The sequence below is a fragment of the Desulfovibrio sp. GTC20076 genome (genome assembly GCF_055385905.1).
In genome coordinates, this window is sequence record NZ_AP039366.1 from 1,218,846 (window position 1) to 1,235,858 (window position 17,013).

General features: G+C 51.7%; 9 protein-coding genes. 5 read left to right on the forward strand and 4 right to left on the reverse strand.

Going from position 1 to position 17,013, the window contains the following annotated elements:
* The first annotated feature begins 44 nt into the window (after positions 1-44).
* From ACZ495_RS05345 to ACZ495_RS05355, 3 genes are all read left to right on the forward strand, one after another.
* Positions 45-8,399 carry a VCBS domain-containing protein gene (locus ACZ495_RS05345; protein ID WP_464262773.1) on the forward strand — a complete coding sequence of 2,785 codons (8,355 nt, stop codon included), beginning with the start codon at positions 45-47 and terminating at the stop codon, positions 8,397-8,399.
* Between the two features lie 197 nt (positions 8,400-8,596).
* A complete protein-coding gene (locus ACZ495_RS05350; protein ID WP_012624751.1) occupies positions 8,597-8,806 on the forward strand; it encodes a twin-arginine translocase TatA/TatE family subunit in 210 nt (69 codons plus the stop codon).
* Between the two features lie 29 nt (positions 8,807-8,835).
* A complete protein-coding gene (locus tag ACZ495_RS05355) occupies positions 8,836-9,267 on the forward strand; it encodes an ACT domain-containing protein (protein ID WP_012624750.1) in 432 nt (143 codons plus the stop codon).
* A 419-nt stretch (positions 9,268-9,686) separates the two neighbouring features.
* On the opposite strand, the gene ACZ495_RS05360 is transcribed toward ACZ495_RS05355, so the two are convergent.
* The 4 genes from ACZ495_RS05360 to ACZ495_RS05375 all read right to left on the reverse strand — a co-directional run bounded on the left by ACZ495_RS05360 (position 9,687) and on the right by ACZ495_RS05375 (position 16,156).
* A complete protein-coding gene (locus ACZ495_RS05360) occupies positions 9,687-10,610 on the reverse strand; it encodes a diaminopimelate dehydrogenase (RefSeq protein ID WP_012624749.1) in 924 nt (307 codons plus the stop codon).
* 1,235 nt (positions 10,611-11,845) lie between these two features.
* A complete protein-coding gene (locus tag ACZ495_RS05365) occupies positions 11,846-13,585 on the reverse strand; it encodes a methyl-accepting chemotaxis protein (protein WP_464262774.1) in 1,740 nt (579 codons plus the stop codon).
* Positions 13,586-14,462: 877 nt separating this feature from the next.
* Positions 14,463-15,116: a BRO-N domain-containing protein gene (locus ACZ495_RS05370; RefSeq protein ID WP_464262775.1), complete on the reverse strand. Its 654-nt coding sequence runs from the start codon at positions 15,114-15,116 to the stop codon at positions 14,463-14,465.
* 338 nt (positions 15,117-15,454) lie between these two features.
* Positions 15,455-16,156: an outer membrane protein gene (locus ACZ495_RS05375; protein WP_407844458.1), complete on the reverse strand. Its 702-nt coding sequence runs from the start codon at positions 16,154-16,156 to the stop codon at positions 15,455-15,457.
* 240 nt (positions 16,157-16,396) lie between these two features.
* On the opposite strand from ACZ495_RS05375, the gene ACZ495_RS05380 reads away from it, so the two are divergent.
* Positions 16,397-16,651, forward strand: coding sequence for a type II toxin-antitoxin system HicA family toxin (locus ACZ495_RS05380; RefSeq protein WP_407844459.1), 255 nt, complete (start codon positions 16,397-16,399; stop codon positions 16,649-16,651).
* Entirely contained in the window at positions 16,648-16,986 is a 339-nt protein-coding gene (locus ACZ495_RS05385; RefSeq protein WP_407844460.1) for a type II toxin-antitoxin system HicB family antitoxin, read from the forward strand. The genes ACZ495_RS05380 and ACZ495_RS05385 overlap by 4 nt, the downstream gene beginning before the upstream one ends.
* Positions 16,987-17,013: the final 27 nt, after the last annotated feature.

Sequence of the window (17,013 nt, forward strand, 5' to 3'; positions counted from 1 at the left end):
ACAGCTTAGCTGTTTCTGCGGCCCAAGCGCTTAGGAGGCCATTCATGCGTAGTCTTACTCTTTCCCGCCCGGCGGCTTCACAGCAAACCCTTGTTGCCGCCGAACCTGATTCCAGAATCACATTGAATTTTCCTGCTGACCAGGCAAGCCTTGAACGGGCAGGCGATGACCTGCTGTTCAGCTTTGATGACGGCTCCAGCATCCGTATCGAAAATTTTTATTCCGAATACAATAAAAATAATGCTCCGGATTTTGAAATAGACGGGCAGCTTGTAAGCAGTGCAGATTTTTTCAGCGCCTTTGGCCCTGATCTGGCGCCTGCTGCCGGTCCTGCAGCCGGGGCGGAGCGCTCTGCCCGGTACAGCCAGTGGGGCGATTCGGCCCTGATGGATGGCATTGACCACCTGAACGGCCTGGATATCGGTTTTGACGGCTCCGGCACGGACTCACAATCCGAAAACGGCCTGGGCTTTTTTGCCTCCGCCTCGCCCACTGCCGGCACGACGATCCCTCCCCTGCCGCCCGAACCCAACGAGCCACCGGAAATCGGAGCGCACACCGATCACCTGCGCCTCAAAGAATCCGGCGTCGGCCCCACATCCACTTCTTCCAACCCCAATACTCCCATTGCCGGAACCCCCAGCGCCAAGGGGCAGATATACGCAACCGACCCTGATGCCAGAGATGTGCTGCAATATCGTATCGAGGCTGCAGATGCCGACACGGCATCCAGTATTACCTCCAACACCATGTCCAATGGTGTGCAGACCATTGTGACATCCTATGGAGTCCTGGTACTCAATACCAATGATGTACCGCCCACCTACACCTACACCATCGACCAGGGCAAATGCGACTTTCTTGGCGTCAACGACCCGGATATTGAGCAAAAATTCAATGTCGTCGTTTCAGACGGCCGTGGCGGCGTGGTCAAAGGCGAAATAGCCGTAACCATTGAAGGCACCAATGACCGCCCCATCATTACCATCACCGATGACAAAAACGGCCAGCTTTCCGTCACTGAAGACGTCAATACTGCCGCATCCGGCACATACGTTGTCTCCGATCCGGACAGCAACGGCCACTGGGCTACGGGCGCGGACAATACCAATCATTCCTATTCCATACACTCCGGGTCGGGAACATCGGGCAACGCCGATAACGGAGACTTTGGCGAAACCTCCACTTTCAGCACCAAATACGGCACCCTGACCGTCAACCCTGACGGCAGCTACAGCTATACCCTGAATAATGACAGCTCAGAAGTTCAAAGGCTCGGCGAAGGCCAGAGCAAGGTGGAAACTTTTGAGGTTACGGTCACCGATAAATGGGGAGCCAACTCCAGCCAGACCATCACGGTAACAATCAATGGTACCAACGATGCTCCCGAAATTGACATTTCGTCGGGCACCCTTACGCTCAAGGAAAGCGGCGTGGGCGCGCAAAATGATCCCAACGTGGACAATTCCGGCCAGTTTCAGGGGCACGCCGGCAACAACTATACCATCAAGGGAACCTCCACAGCCAAAGAAAGCTTTTCTGTAAGCGACAATGATTCCGCCGATGTGCTCACAGCCACCCTCACTGACAGCGATGGCAACGCCGTCCCCGGCTGCAATGCCATTGCCGGGGCCAACGGCACATGGACCATAACAACCGAGCACGGCATCCTGACCATTATTCCCCACCGCACGGTAAACTCCGCCACTGGCGAACAAAAAATCATCTACGAGTATACCTACAAGCTGGACAACGCCAAGGCTGACCATCTCGCCGAAGGCGATACCGTGGACTACAAGTTTACCGTATCTGTCACTGACGGCCACAGCGCGCCTAAAATTCATGATATCAACATTCACATCGAGGGAACCAACGACCGGCCCTACCTTGCCCTTGAAAACGCCCAGTTACTCAAAGACTCCGGCGTACACAATGGCAATGAGGCGACCAGCGACACCCAGAACAAGGTTGATAGCGGCTCGGGTTCTTACCAGTACGAAAAAACGGTCATTAACGGCCAGCTCAACAACCCTGATGCCCTTGGCAATAATATTATTGACAAGGATGACGGTGCCACCCACACCTATCGTGTAGTCACAGAAACCGGCTGGAGCACCAAGGGCGTGACCGAAGTCAGTTCGGTCAAGCTTGGCGGCACAGCCCAAAACACCAACGTGCCTAATGGCCTGACCAATACCGTGGTATCAGAAGACGCCGGCCAGGTGGTCATAAAAAATGAATATGGCACTCTGGTACTCAAGGCCGACGGCTCTTACACTTTCGAGCTTGACACCACAGAAGGCGGCGCTGCGGACAAACTGCCTCAAGGCGCTACCATCACCATGACCTTTCCCGTCATGATTACGGACGACAAGGGCGCAACCAGCGTCAACAACCTCAACATCACTGTGGTCGGCACCAACGACAGACCCGAACTGGCCGATCTGGGCCAGTATGACCTGACGGAAAACACCGAGGCATTTCAGGTTGAAGGTACGGCCGAGGGCAGCGATGTGGACCACGGCGCGGTGCTTACCTATTCCATTACCGATGCCAATGGCGCTCCCCCCACTGTTCTTCCCGGGGCGGTCATTCAAGGCAAATACGGCACCCTTACCCTTGACCCGGCCACCGGCAAGTATACCTACACCCTGAACAACAGCCTCAGCTCCATTCAGGAACTGAAAAATGGCGACGTGGTGGAAGAGGTCTTCACCGTAACCGTGAAGGACGAGCACGGCGCCTCTGACAGCAAACAGCTTGTTATCAACATACACGGGCAAGACAATGCACCGGCCTTTATAGTGCCAGCCGAGGTTTTCCAGGTGCGTGAATCCGGCGTGGGCACGGTCGATGCCAAGGGCAACCTTACCAACTACTACGGTAACGAAGAGTATCAGGGCAGCGGCACTATTTCCGGCAAGGCTCAGGCCGTTGATGTGGACAAGGACGACACGGAAAACCTGAAATATTACTTCCTCAACAGTTCAGGCGGACGTGAAACCACGCTTGTCACCACGTATGGCACTGTCACCATTGATCCCGATACCGGCGAATACACCTATACTCTCAATGATGCCAGCGAGGCGGTCAATAAACTTCAAGCCAATGAGCACGCAAGTGACGGTTTCACCATTGTTGCTGTTGACCCCAATGGCAATACCGGCGAGATGAATATCACCGTCAACATTGTGGGCACCAACGACAGGCCTGAACTCAAAGACGCCATCCAGGATCGGGAGCTTCGCGAAGACAGTGGCTCATACGTCACCACCGGGCAGGTCGAGGCTACCGACGTTGATCTTCCTGACGGAGAAAAGCTCATATACAGCCTTGTTCACGATGGCAACACTGTGCAGACCATTGAAGGCAAGTATGGTTACATCCAGCTTGACACGTTCACAGGCAAATACACGTATCATCTGTACAATGACAAAGTGCAGTTCCTGTCTGAAGGCCAGTCTGTTGATGACACCTTTGTGGTGCGCGTCACCGACAACCTCGGCGCATTTGTGGATGGCGACATAAAGGTCACCATTCACGGCACCCAGGACGACCCCACTATGGAAACAGCGGTTCTGGTCCTGGATGAAGATACAGCACAGTCGGGAACCCGCAATATTGTATGGCATGACAAGGATGACGATGACGACCTGCTGCGCATCACGGCAGACGGCAAGGATCTTACCGGCAATGACTCTGTGGAAATTGTGGGCAAGTTCGGCACGCTGACCCTGCATGCGGACGGCACCTACTCCTACAAGCTGAACACCGGAGACGTGCAGTACCTCAACGTGGGCGACAGCGAAAAAGACGTGTTCAATGTCAAGCTCACCACAGGTCATACCAATGGCGCAGGCCAGGAAATCAGTAGCTCCGTTGACGGCACGATCACTGTCATCATTACCGGAACCAACGATGCTCCTGTCTTTACAGCCAAAGAATGGCAGCCTGATGGCCCGGCGACTTCCTTGCAGACCTCCGGACAGGTCTGGGCGACGGACGTGGACAACAAAGATTACACCAACGACTCCTCCGCTTCCGAACTGAAGTTCTACTTCGAAAAGGGCGAAGGCGATGACACCCAGTATGTGCAGACCATCGAGGGCAAATATGGCAGCATAACCATCAATACCCTGACCGGAGAATACACATACCACCTTAATATACATGGCTCCGCGTATAAGGGGCTTGGCAAAGACGTAGAAGTTTCGGAAGAATTCGCGGTGGGCGTTATTGACCCCCACGGAGCCAAAGACAATGCCACCATCACCATTAACGTCATCGGCAAGGGTTCCGGCGGCACTGGCGGTGGCGGCGGTGATCCGACCGACCCTATTGACCCAAATGATCCGGGGGGCAACACCCCTTCAGACACCCTCAAGGTTACTGACCTTGACGTCAAGGAAGATGTGGACGCAGACGGAATAGATGACGGCTACATAACCGCCAGCGGCAAGCTCACGCTGAAAGACGGCGGTGATCCTACTGATCAGTTTTATCTGAAAAGCAGTGACGGCACAGATGCTGTACTGACCAATACCGGCCTGTATGGCTCTCTTATCCTCAAGCCTGACGGCAGCTACACGTATGTGCTTAATAACGACAGCACCGCCGTGCAAAGCCTGCGCGATGGCGACCAAAAGACTGAAACGTTCACAGTGTATCATCCCAAAGAAGGCAAGATAGATATCACTGTCACCGTTGAAGGCACCAACGACCAGCCGCGCATCACCACTCCCGGCGGTGCACATGAAAACGGCCAGGATATAGCCAAAACCGAAGGCGTGACCGGCAAAATTGTTGCCACGGACATTGATGCAGGCGACACCCTGTCCTATTTCCTTAAAGACAAGGATGGCAACCTGGTCGACAAGATCGAAACGGAACACGGCGTCATCACTATTGATAAGAATACGGGAGAATACAAATACCTCCTGAACAGCAATCACGGTCAGCTCAATGCAGACCAGACCGTGGAAGAAGTGTTTACCGTTGTTGCGCAGGATAATTCCGGTAATACTGCAAGCGATACCTCTGCTCCTACGCAAATCACCATTACCATAACGGGCGACAATACCCCGCCCACAGCCACGGTAACCAACCTGACCGTTACGGAAGACTCTGCCCTGTCTGACAGCAGCCAGGTTCAGGTCGTGGACGATGTACCCACAGGCATCACCTACGGCGCGGCTACAAGCAACACCGGACCGCTGCAAACTGTTGTGCAGGGGCAATACGGCACACTGATCATCAACCGTGACACCGGCGAATATACCTATACCCTCAATAATGGCCTGGATGCCGTGCAGGGCCTGCATGAAGGTCAGCAACTCACGGAAACATTCTATATTACCGTCACAGACAAGCATGGCGCCAGCGTCGTTGAGCCTCTTGACGTAACCATCAAGGGAACCAATGACGCCCCGGTCCTTTTTGTAGAAAGTGGCCTCAGCATTGCGGAAGGCGAAATCGCCGTGTCCGGGCAAAGCCAGGTGCATGACAAGGATGCCAACGAAACGCACACCTTCTCTCACTCCGGCGTTCAGGGTAACGATGACTACGGAACGTTCACCATTGATGCCAACGGCAAATATACCTTCACGCTGGATAACGACAGCGATGCGGTTAAAAAACTGGCATTGGGCCAGTCGGTCGATCTTACATACACAGTAACTGTCACAGACATTGACGGTTTGACCGATCAGCGTGATGTTGTCATCACCATTACCGGCACAAACAATGCGCCTGAAGTCAAGGCTGCCGTTGCGGAAGTGACGGAAGACGACATAAGAACCGGGCCGAATGGAAGCGAAATGGTTTTTGCTTCAGGACATATAGAAGCCACTGACCCGGACGCTGGCGCGCAGTTGCAGTACTTTGTCAAAAGCAATGGCCAGACTGACCAGATCGCCCGGGGAAGTTACGGCACGCTTACCATCAGTTCAGCTACCGGACAGTATCTCTATGTGCTGAACAACGCCGATCCGGCTGTCCAGGCTTTGGGCCGCAATGATTCGATGACCGAAACCTTTACCGTTGTGGTCAGGGACGAACACGGCAAGGCCACCGAAACCCAGCTGACGGTGACCATTAACGGCGCCAATGACGCCCCGGTCATCACCAGCGCCCCCGGCCTGACTGTTACGGAAGACACTGTGCTTACCAGCTCTGGCAAGCTCATATTCACTGATGTGGACGCCACAGACACGCATACCTTCGGCGTCAGCACCAAGGACGGCCAGCAAGGCGAAAGTGCTGCCGGCAAGTACGGAACCCTTACCATCGACAGTAACGGCAACTATACATATACACTCGACAACTCCAACCCTGATGTGCAAAAGCTCGCTCAGGGGGAAAGCACAACGGAAACATTCACTGTATACGTCAGCGATGGCGCTGAAACAGTACAGAAAGACATTGTTGTCACCATCAAGGGAACCAATACCTCTCCCACCATTGAATCCTTTGACCCTGCCCTTGCTGTCACCGAAGGCGGCAGCGATGCAAGCGGAACGGTTGTGGGAGCCGACGTGGATAACGGGGCCAGACTTTCATACTATGTGGGCAACGACAACGCGACAAACAGCTCTGCTCAAAAGATTACGGGGCAGTTCGGCACGCTGAGCATCGATAATAATGGCAAATATACCTACAGCCTTATTGAAGACAAGGCACTGGTCATCAATCCCGGTGAAGTACGCGAAGAGACGTTTACCATTTTTGTCAAGGACGAACACGGGGCTTTGGCCAAGGAAACGGTAACCATCAGCGTGACAGGTACGGAAAGCACGCCGGTCATATCGGTGGCTGCTGACCTCACCGTCAAGGAAGATGAAATTCTTGACAGTCATTCCACTGTCACGGTGCTGGACGATGCCCGCGATATGGGCAACCACACATTCGGCGTTTCTGTTGCCGGCAACGGCAGCTTCGCTGGAACCGCCGCAGGCGCTTACGGCAAGCTGGTTATTGATGCCAATGGCACCTATACCTACTATCTGGATAACGATCTGGGCAGTGTGCAGTCTCTGGGCAAGGGCGAGTCGGTGGAAGAACACTTCACCATTCAGGTAACTGACCCCCAGGGCAACAGCACAACAAAGGATATCGTTGTCAAGGTTGAAGGAACCAACGACGCCCCGGCCATCTCTTCGTGGGAACCTGTCGGCAGCGATATCACCGAAGGCAGCGGCCTGGCCATTACAGGAACTGTCATCGCCACCGATGTGGACGCCAACGACGTTCTGTCTTATTTCGTGGGCGCAGCCAATGCCGGATCCAGCAACAGCCAGACCTACAAGGGAACGTACGGCACGGTTACCATCGCAGCCGACGGAACATACTCCTACGTTCTGCATGCGGGGGCAGACAAGCTTTCGCAGGGGCAGCAGGCTAATGAAACCTTTGCCGTACTCGTTTCTGACGGCAAGGGCGGCTGGGCCTCCAAGGATGTAACCGTCAACATCACAGGCACCAACAATACCCCTGTGCTCGAAGAAGCCAGCGGCAGCATCTATGTACCTTTTGCCCTCAGCGGCTCCCAGATCACCGGGCAGTTGCAGGGCCATGATGTTGACGCCAATGACGTGCTCACCTACGGCCTGCAGGGCGGCGTGGATGACGGCTCGGGTTCCATTACCCTTCAGGGGCAGTATGGCACCCTTACCATCGACAGTGCCACCGGTCAGTACACGTATGAGCTGGATATGAGCAATCCCACGGTGCAGCATCTCGGCAAGGGCAGTACGCTGAATGAAACGTTCACCACCACCGTGCATGACGGGTGGGAAACTGTGAACAGCAAGCTTGAGATCACCGTCAACAGTGACCATACCGTCAAGGGGCTGGACACACCCGGCATCCTGTATGGCGACAGTTCGGACAATCTGCTGCTCGGTTCTGGCGGTGATGACATCATCAAGGGTGGCATCGGCAACGAGGCCCTGTTCGGCGGTGAAGGCAACGACATCCTGTACGGCGGCGCAGGCAATGACTATCTTGATGGCGGTTCCGGCAGCAATCAGCTCTATGGTGGCGAAGGCAACGACGTGCTGGTATTCAGTGCCAGCAACACGGTCATGGATGGCGGCACCGGCATCGACATGATGATCGGCGCAGACAAAGATACCCTTGACAGCCTGTTTGCCAACCCCGCCACAAATACCATCCAGAACATAGAAATCTTTGTGACGGAAGGCGGAAAGGGGCTGACCAGCCTGGCCGACCTTGAAAACCTCGGCGTACTCCTGAACAATAATGAAAAAATAGTGCTGTCTTCCGACTGGAACGTTAACACCGACCAGACGCCAAGCAGCATGTCCAACGATTATGTGGCCTTTACCAACGACAGTATGACCATACTGGTTGCCAAGGCGGCGTTGGCTGAAGGCATATAAACAAAAAAACGATAATATAATTCCACGGGCCTTTTTTCTGTTGTCAGAAAAAAGGCCCGTGGTGCTTTTTCTGCGCTTCTTTCCGCTGCTCCCGTTCTTTGCGGCTCCATATGCCGCCTTGACCTCCGGGCCTGTGCGGCTTATGTTCTGAGGCGCAATCCGGCTTTTAGCCCAACCCCATAACGGAGGCTTGCCGCATGTTCGGCATTGGCATGCAAGAATTGTTGCTCATACTGGTGGTAGTTCTGCTGATTTTCGGCGCGAACAAGCTGCCGGAAATCGGCGGCGGACTTGGCAGAGCCATCCGCAACTTCCGCCGCGCATCTTCCGAACCTGATGAAATCGACATCACGCCAAAGGACAAAAAGCCTTCTTCTACTGATGACGATACCAGCCATAAAGCCTGAGCCGGCCGGATGATATAAAGGATTTTGTCATGAAAGCAGAGCAATTATCCGTTTTTTTGGAAAATAGGGCCGGACGTCTCGCAGAAGTAACGCATGCCCTGGCCGAAGCCGGCATCAATATCCGGGCGCTTTCCCTCGCGGACACCTCGGACTTTGGCATTTTGCGCATGATCGTTTGCGATCACGAAAAGGCTAAAACCATACTTAAAGAAAAAGGCTTCACGCTGGGACGCACCAGTGTGGTGGCTGTAGAGGTTACAGACGCTCCCGGCGGCCTTGATTCAGTTCTCCAGCTTGTTTCGCGCAACGGCATAAATGTTGAGTACATGTATGCCTTTGTCCAGCGCGAAGAAGAAAGCGCCGTTATGATCTTTCGCTTTGACAAGGTAGACCAGGCTGTTGAAGTGTTGCAGGCAAACAACTTTACCATTATCCCCGCTGCTCGCCTTTGCGCCAGATAATAGCGCCTGGAGCAGACCGATCATGGCGCTGCAGCCGATTGTGCAGATGTAAAAACGATACGAAGTTATATTGCACAAAAATCCTGCCAGCAGACATAAAGACAATAAAAATCCCCTTCCGGAGCATTTCCGGAAGGGGATTTTGCCATCCTGCAAGCCTGAATTGCCTTCACCCCATGCGCGTACCCCACGAGACGGGGGCAGATCCCCCACCTTCAATCACTGCGAAAAGCCAGCGCCAGCCATCCTACAAGAGACTCTTGGCGCATATGTATAATCCGCTTACGGCCGGCGAAATCCGCATGCGTCTGTTCAAGATGAAAAAATATTCTCACTGTGTGGCGCATCACGTGCATGAATGCGCAACACAGTGAGAAAAGATACATCCTGTCAGCAAAACATGCGGTTTGGAAGTGCCGTCAAACCAACCGGGCAATATTTTTCATGCGGTCGCCGGGCAACAAAGCCACCGGGGGTACGTCAATCAGCGTATGGCAACCGGGATTCAGCCGCGTGACAGCCCGTGCGCACGATACCAGAACCTGCGCCGTCAGGGCCGGATTATCAATTCGCATATCAAAACTCAGCCGCTGGTTGGAAACGCTTCCGGAAGCGCCGATGCGCTCCATAAGTACGCCATGAGAGTTGTCGGCCACAGCATCCAGTTCTTCCTGGCTGCCTACTTCACGCACGTCCAGCGGATCATTGCTGAAATACGGATCTGCGGCAATCCGCTGCTTGATATCGGCAAAAGAAGCTCCGGCAGCGGGAAGAACGTAGACCAGACGCGAATGCTTGCCACCACCAATGGGAATGGTGATGGAGCAGGCGTTTTCCACACCGGAAACAGCCCTTGCGGCTACGGAATGGCCCATGGAACGTCCCCGGCCAAAGTTGGTGAAAGTTGTTCCTACAGGCGTCATGGCTTCAAAAAGCGCACGCAGGACAGAATCTGTTCCCGGGTCCCACCCTGCCGCCGTTATGCACGCCTTGCCCGCAGCCTTGGCTGCACTGTCCAATGCTGCGACAACTTGCGGGATTTCAGAATGGATGTCGAAACTGTCAACGGTGCTGATGTTTTTTTCCATATAATAGCGCGCGTCCACAGGCACATTTCTGGATGGGCCGCAAATTATTACAACATCCGGCCTGCCACGCTCCGCCATCAGTGCATCAATGGAGGCATAATCCGGCACTCCCCGCAAAGATAACGGCTGGGTACCCAAGGAAGAAGCACGCCTCACCACACCAAGGCAATCAATATCCCGGGTGCAAAGCAGACAATCAATGACAGCCTTGCCGATATTGCCCAGTCCGTGCACTGCAACCTTGACTGTGCTCATATGTTCCTCCTGTTTTCTTTGTTTTCATGTGCAAACGCAGATTATACAAATCATATGCTCTCGGTCTGCCTGTTTGAAAAAATCCCGCCACGCGCTCTAGCCGTTACAATCCATCCTATAATTTTAAACAAAAAAAGGAACCTACCGCCGTAAGCTCCCACAGTAACCCGGCCTTGATGAAAAGCCATACCTATCCGGCGCATAAACGTATCCGCGCTGAAACGACAGACCGTAACAAAATGGAAACTGATCCAGACAACCTCAAAAAGGCATACAGCTCGTGGTTTCATACTGAATTATCAATCAAAATCCGGCAGGTGTCTATTATTTTTTCGGTACTCCCTATCGGATGATTCATGCTTTACTGCACAAGATATACGGGAATCTCATGATCCGGTTCTCAACACAAATCGTAGAAGCAGTACATATTCATGTGTGGCAAAACAGGCCCTGCCAGCCTCATATCGTTTTGTTTTACTTTCGCAACCGCGTCTTGGTCTGACTGTTTAGCGCCATTTTTGGGGGAGGAGAAATTTAGAAGGCACCATCCTGTTGAACAGTTTTTCTGCCCCAAAAATGTCATGGCTGTCAACGGAACTCAACGGACTACAGCGGACTGCAAGGCAAAGAAAAAGCCCGCAAAACCCATGTTTCACGGACATCAGCGGAGCGTAACGCCCCGCACTGGGAGGCCCCCCATGGGCCGCACATAATATATATATTATTTTGATACTATTATATTAATTTTTATATTATCATATTGTTGCCCCAATAGTTGCCCCAAATGTACAAAAACAGACACCCTTCACTCCCTCTCCCCCATCTCCGCCCGTCCGGGGCAACCCATCCATTTCCCCCCGCCCTCTGAGCCATCCGCCGGACATGTCTTCATTTTCTGTATGCACAGTTTACAAAAACACTGTGAACTGCGCTATCGCCATCTAATCCAAGCAGTTCACTACCTGTATAACAAAGAGAGGGCCGGAGGAAGAAAAATCCCCGGCCCTGGGAACAAAAAACTAGAGAGGGTTAGAAAAAGGCAAAGGAAGGAGGAACAGATAGACAGATAACAGCGGCTTAGGCCACGACACCAAGCCGCACTGTGGGGCGTGTTAGCTGTCGTGTTTTTTCTTTATCGCAGATTGCAGCTTCACGCAACACGTTCGCACATTCCTCAACACTGGAGGCAACGGAAAACCCCATCCCGACTGCGCGACAGGATGGGGCTAGCAAGGTTACGCGCTTTTCAGATCCTGAATCAAGTCCGTCAACCCTTGGGCTTGGATGGCCAAGTCAGAAACTGCCCGAGCCGCTTCAGACATGGCATCAGCAGTTTGTCTGACCATATTGTCAACGTGAACAATGGACTGATTGATCTCCTCACTGGCGGCAGACTGCTCTTCGCTGGCCGTGGCGATGGCATGAACCTGGTCAGCAGTGTTGTCCACGATAGCCACTATTTCCTGAAGAGCCTGTCCAGACAGACCTGCCAATTCCGTGGCCTGACTTACCTGTTCTACAGCGTGATCCACACTGCCCATACTTTTTTCAGTGCTTTTCTGGATAGCCTCAATGGCACTGCTGACATCTGTTGTGGAAGCCATCGTTTTTTCTGCCAGCTTGCGCACTTCGTCAGCCACTACTGCAAAGCCGCGTCCGGCTTCACCAGCGCGAGCAGCCTCAATGGCGGCATTGAGCGCCAGAAGGTTTGTCTGGTCGGCGATGTCGGAAATAACGCCCATTATCCGTGTGATATTTTGCGCATGCTCATTAAGTCGTCCCATATCGTCCTTGAGTTGTGCAGAAATATGGCGAACCCCTTCAATGCTTTGCAACGATTGTTCGACAATACGCGCACCATGCTGCGCCTTTTCCCTAGTTTCTGCCGAAGCACTGGAAGCAGCGCCAGCGCTTCGGGCAACTTCTTGTACCGTGGCGTTCATTTCATTCATAGCAGTGGCGGCTTCGGACAACCTTTGTGCAGATTCGGAAGCTCCCCTGTCTGACTGTTCAATCTGGGCTGCAAGCTCTGTTGAGGCCGAAGAAATCACGCTTCCTGCCTGTTCAAGCTTGTCCGCAGCTATCAGCATTGCTTGGGTTTTCCTTTGCGCTTCATGGCTGGCAGCTTCAGCCTGTGCCATCGCTGCTTTAGCCTTTGTAGATTGTTCCTTGGCATTCTGTGATTCCTGTTCAGCGTTTTCAATGTGTGCTTTTAAGGCGTCAACCATATTTACTATAGCGCCGTAAACGCCAATCTTCGTACTGCCATCGTCTATATTATAATCGCCGTCTACAACACGCTGGGCAATGCCGTTCAATTCGCCAGGATCCTTTCCTAATTGACGCAATACATTACGGACCATCAAGAGAGTAAGAGCGATGGAAAGTGAAAGTGATATGGCTGTAAGAATAATCCCAACCAATCGAGAAGTTGTATATGTTTTTAGCGCATTATCACTCAAGTGATCGGCTCGCTGTTCAATAAACTTCGTGAGGCTGGCCATGGCAGTACTCATATTATCATACGCTTTCTGGGCATCTCCGAGCAACAAAACCACAGCCTGCTCTGTTTGCTGCTCACGAGAGAGCGCGAGGGTTTTCCTAGCGATTTCACGATATTCTTCACGGTAAGCAAGATACGTATGGAAAGCATCTTTGCCTTTTGGGGTAATGAGCAACCCACTGATTTCTTTTATATCCTTTGAAACCAACTCAGACCAGGCTTGCCCAATTTTTTCATATTCCCGCATTTTTTCTGGATCTGAGGAATAAATATGCAAAATTTCGACCAAGCGATACTCCGAGGCAGCATTATTGACTTCGCCCATTAATTTCATAAGCGCTACCTGACGATAGCTGATTTCTCGTGATGCGTCATTAAGCGCAGCCAACTGCACAATAAAGTAGATTGTTAGTCCAGCCATGAGTACGGTCAACACACCCATGCTTGTAGAAATTTTCGACGATAGTTTCATGAGTTTTTCCTCCTGCTCCTAAGGCTTTTCATTTTCATAAAACGATCATTGTAATCCCGAATGTGTTGCTTTTTATCGGCGGATTTGACTCAATGTTTAGAGGGAAATATTTTTTCAGCGAAAAAATTCTCCATTTAAAATACATAGCTATAGTAAATCATCTATACACATACCGATCCCAAACCCTATCCATCTTTTTACTAAGCAGCCCATACAGGAATTTCGTGTGCCGCATTCTCAACTGGCTGACGACGAAAAAAACGCCCGTAAGGGCGACCTGTACAGCAACTGCAAATAAAAAATACGAGTAAAAAGATATGATTTCCAGCATACTCGTGTGTATTCTTTTTTTCAAAATCCGAAATAAAAAATTTTTATGACATGGTAAAGTACAATTAATATTATACTATAACATATAATTGATAAGCAAATATATTTTACGTTATAGACATTTAAAAATACTTTACAATATACCTTTTATTTTTATTGCCGCAATAGCTAGATAGTAAAAATAAAGCAATTTTATTATGAAAAATTTAGAGAATGCAATATGGCAAAACTATATAAACTTATGATCTATGATATCCGTGAAGTGTTATCTGTTTTTGTCGACAAGGATAAAAAACTATACCAATGGTATTGGATATGCCCTAAATGTGGACATACTGCCAAGACAGTCCGATTTCATTGTACAACTGGGCAGCAATGTGGATGGGCAATAGCCTGTTGTGACAACGAAGCCTGTAAGTATCAATTTGTTATTATAGGATGATAGGAATAACAGTGGATACCGATCAGCAAGATGCCCCGACCACAAAACGCTAACAAAAAAGCCGCCCATTTCTGAGCGGCCTTCTTGCTTCTAAAACTTTACTTTCTATCTCCAGCCCATCTCGCTGCCAAGGTTATATCCAGCTTCAAGCGCATTGTACGCGCCGACCAGATTGGCATCAGCAACCCTGTAAAGGCTCAGCATGATGTCGTAGCGCCCCGTCCCCATAGGAATACGCCCCTTGGGGTGTGTGAACATGCGGGTTACGTCCATGGCCGCATGAAGCTGCCAGATGATTTTTTGAATGCGCCGCATGGCGTCTTTGCGCCCCACCTCCATATCGTCTGGAAAGGTAAGCACAGGGGCGGTCTCTGGAAGTGTATCAATGCCACGGCCCAGGGCTTTCTTTTTGGGGGCGACTTCGTATTTCCCCGTCTTCCTTATGGCCGGGACCACCTCAGACGCTATCCAGTTGGTGAAGGCGTCGGCCTCCGGCTTGTTGCTGCGGAAGGCCAGCTTGTACACGGCGGGTTCGTTTATGAGGCGCGTGTCATACTTCCCGCGACGTATGTGTAATTTGCACATACGTTGCCAATCATCTGGAATCATAGACAGGGTTCTTCCCGTCCAGCTTATACCAAGGGCGGCGCACACATCGCGAGCGGCAAACCAAAGCTGTTCGCCTTCGACCTGTGTACGGATGGGAAAATCGTTGAATTGGAACGGGGAAGCGGCGGGGAGAAGTTGAGCCTGGGACATGGTGAACTCCTGTAAGTTTTCGAGATTTACAGAAGGCATCCTCAACCAAAAGAGAATGCCGGGTGCTCGAAACCGCTACAGGAACGGCTGGCCGTCTTTAGCTTTCGCCTGGACATATCGACCACACCCGGCAATGGATTCAATTATAGCCCAGAAAAGGGCGCAAAAAAAGCCATTGACTTTCGGAAATGGCGTGGCCGCCTGTAGGAGTTTTCGAGGCTCCGTGAAGACAGCCAGCCATAAAATGCGGGGGATGTCAAGACACAAAGGGGCAACGGCAAGAGAAAGGGGCCGCCCCACTGGCGGCCCCTCAAGAGGAAGGTCATGAAAATAATCTTTTAGAACGTGTAACGGATGCCCAAGCTGAACTCGTTGGCATACGGGGCCATACCGACCTTCATTTTTTCGCTACCTACGATAGTGTGCGCGGTCTTTTCATTTTCATGATAGCCAAGGCCCACAAAGCGGTACGCCAAGTCGGCAGACAGGTTGTCGGTAATGGCATAGGCAACGCCAGCGCCAGCATTCCAGGCAAAGACGGTATTGGTTTCGTTATAGCTGTCGCTTCCAACGCCGTGGATATCCAGTTCATACTTGCTCTGGATGAAGCCCATGCCAACGCCCGCCCCGATATAAGGAGTGAAGGCCGTATCATTATGGAAATCCCAGTACGCGTTCAGGAAAAGGGTCTGAAGATTCCACTGCCCTTTCAGCGATGCCGACCCGGCAGGGTATCCATTGTATACCTTGGAATCCCAATCCGTCTCGCTGTTGGTGCGGATGGCGTATTCAATTTCAGCTCGAATAGGCACCTGATGCATGGGGTAGAAGTCGTAACCGACAAAGGCACCACCGCCGACGGTGTTTTGGGTATAGTTGTCTACGTCAAACCAATTGGTGCCACCCCCCTTGGAAACATCACCTGTGCTCTGGATGGAGTCGATAAACTTCAGCCCCATATAGAAGCCGTTGTCCGCAGCAAAGGCGGATACTGAAAGAACCAACGTCAAAGCCATGGCAAGTGAAATACGTTTGAACATGTTTCCTCCAATTTTGATATTGATCAACCTGTACCAAAATTAAGCCCATTGGTTCAAAAATTTCAACTTACATATTATACTGCTATGCTATTGCCACCGTCCCCTTCTTTTCTTCAACGCATATAGGAAATGTTTTTCTATTCCCCTATCAGCAGGCGCTATGTGGGGCAAGGGAATGCTTGAAATAATAAGCCTGATAAACCGCCTTGACTTAATATCACAAAGCAATATCATATTCACATGAAGCGCAAACATGCAGCTACCCTCACACAGATTTTTACACGGCCAGTTCCTGGCGGCATCCGTTGGGCAGATATTGAAGCGCTGTTCATTGCTCTGGGAGCCGAAATCAACGAGAGGGAAGGCTCCAGGGTAAGCGTGTTTCTGTTTGGTGAAGTAAAAATCTTCCACCGCCCCCACCCTGCACCAACTACAGACAAAGGGGCTGTTGCCAGCATCAGGCGCTGGCTGGAAGAACACGGAGTGAAGCCATGAAGAACGTAATGAACATTGAAGGCTATAAGGCTGTTATTGCCTATGACCCGGAAATAGAGATGTTTCGTGGTGAGTTTGTGGGTCTGAACGGCGGCGCGGATTTTTATGCAACTGACCTCCCCGGCCTGCGTCATGAAGGAACAGAATCCTTGCACGCCTTTCTTGACGAGTGCGCCAAACATGGCGTTGAACCGCGAAAGCAGAGCCGGGGCAACTTTGCCTTGCGTCTTGATCCAGAAGTATATCACCAGGCCAGTATCGCAGCCGCGGCTGAAGGCAAGTCACTGAATGCTTTTATTGCCGACACAGTAAAGCAGGCCGTAGCGCAGCAGTAGAATTGAAGGCCGGGTAACCCCGGCCTT

Bases quoted from the DNA above. Each gene is read 5' to 3' on its own strand.
- ACZ495_RS05345 (WP_464262773.1), top strand. From the start codon at position 45: ATGCGTAGTCTTACTCTTTCCCGCCCGGCGGCTTCACAGCAAACCCTT.
- ACZ495_RS05350 (WP_012624751.1), top strand. From the start codon at position 8,597: ATGTTCGGCATTGGCATGCAAGAATTGTTGCTCATACTGGTGGTAGTT.
- ACZ495_RS05355 (WP_012624750.1), top strand. From the start codon at position 8,836: ATGAAAGCAGAGCAATTATCCGTTTTTTTGGAAAATAGGGCCGGACGT.
- ACZ495_RS05360 (WP_012624749.1), bottom strand. From the start codon at position 10,610: ATGAGCACAGTCAAGGTTGCAGTGCACGGACTGGGCAATATCGGCAAG.
- ACZ495_RS05365 (WP_464262774.1), bottom strand. From the start codon at position 13,585: ATGAAACTATCGTCGAAAATTTCTACAAGCATGGGTGTGTTGACCGTA.
- ACZ495_RS05370 (WP_464262775.1), bottom strand. From the start codon at position 15,116: ATGTCCCAGGCTCAACTTCTCCCCGCCGCTTCCCCGTTCCAATTCAAC.
- ACZ495_RS05375 (WP_407844458.1), bottom strand. From the start codon at position 16,156: ATGTTCAAACGTATTTCACTTGCCATGGCTTTGACGTTGGTTCTTTCA.
- ACZ495_RS05380 (WP_407844459.1), top strand. From the start codon at position 16,397: ATGAAGCGCAAACATGCAGCTACCCTCACACAGATTTTTACACGGCCA.
- ACZ495_RS05385 (WP_407844460.1), top strand. From the start codon at position 16,648: ATGAAGAACGTAATGAACATTGAAGGCTATAAGGCTGTTATTGCCTAT.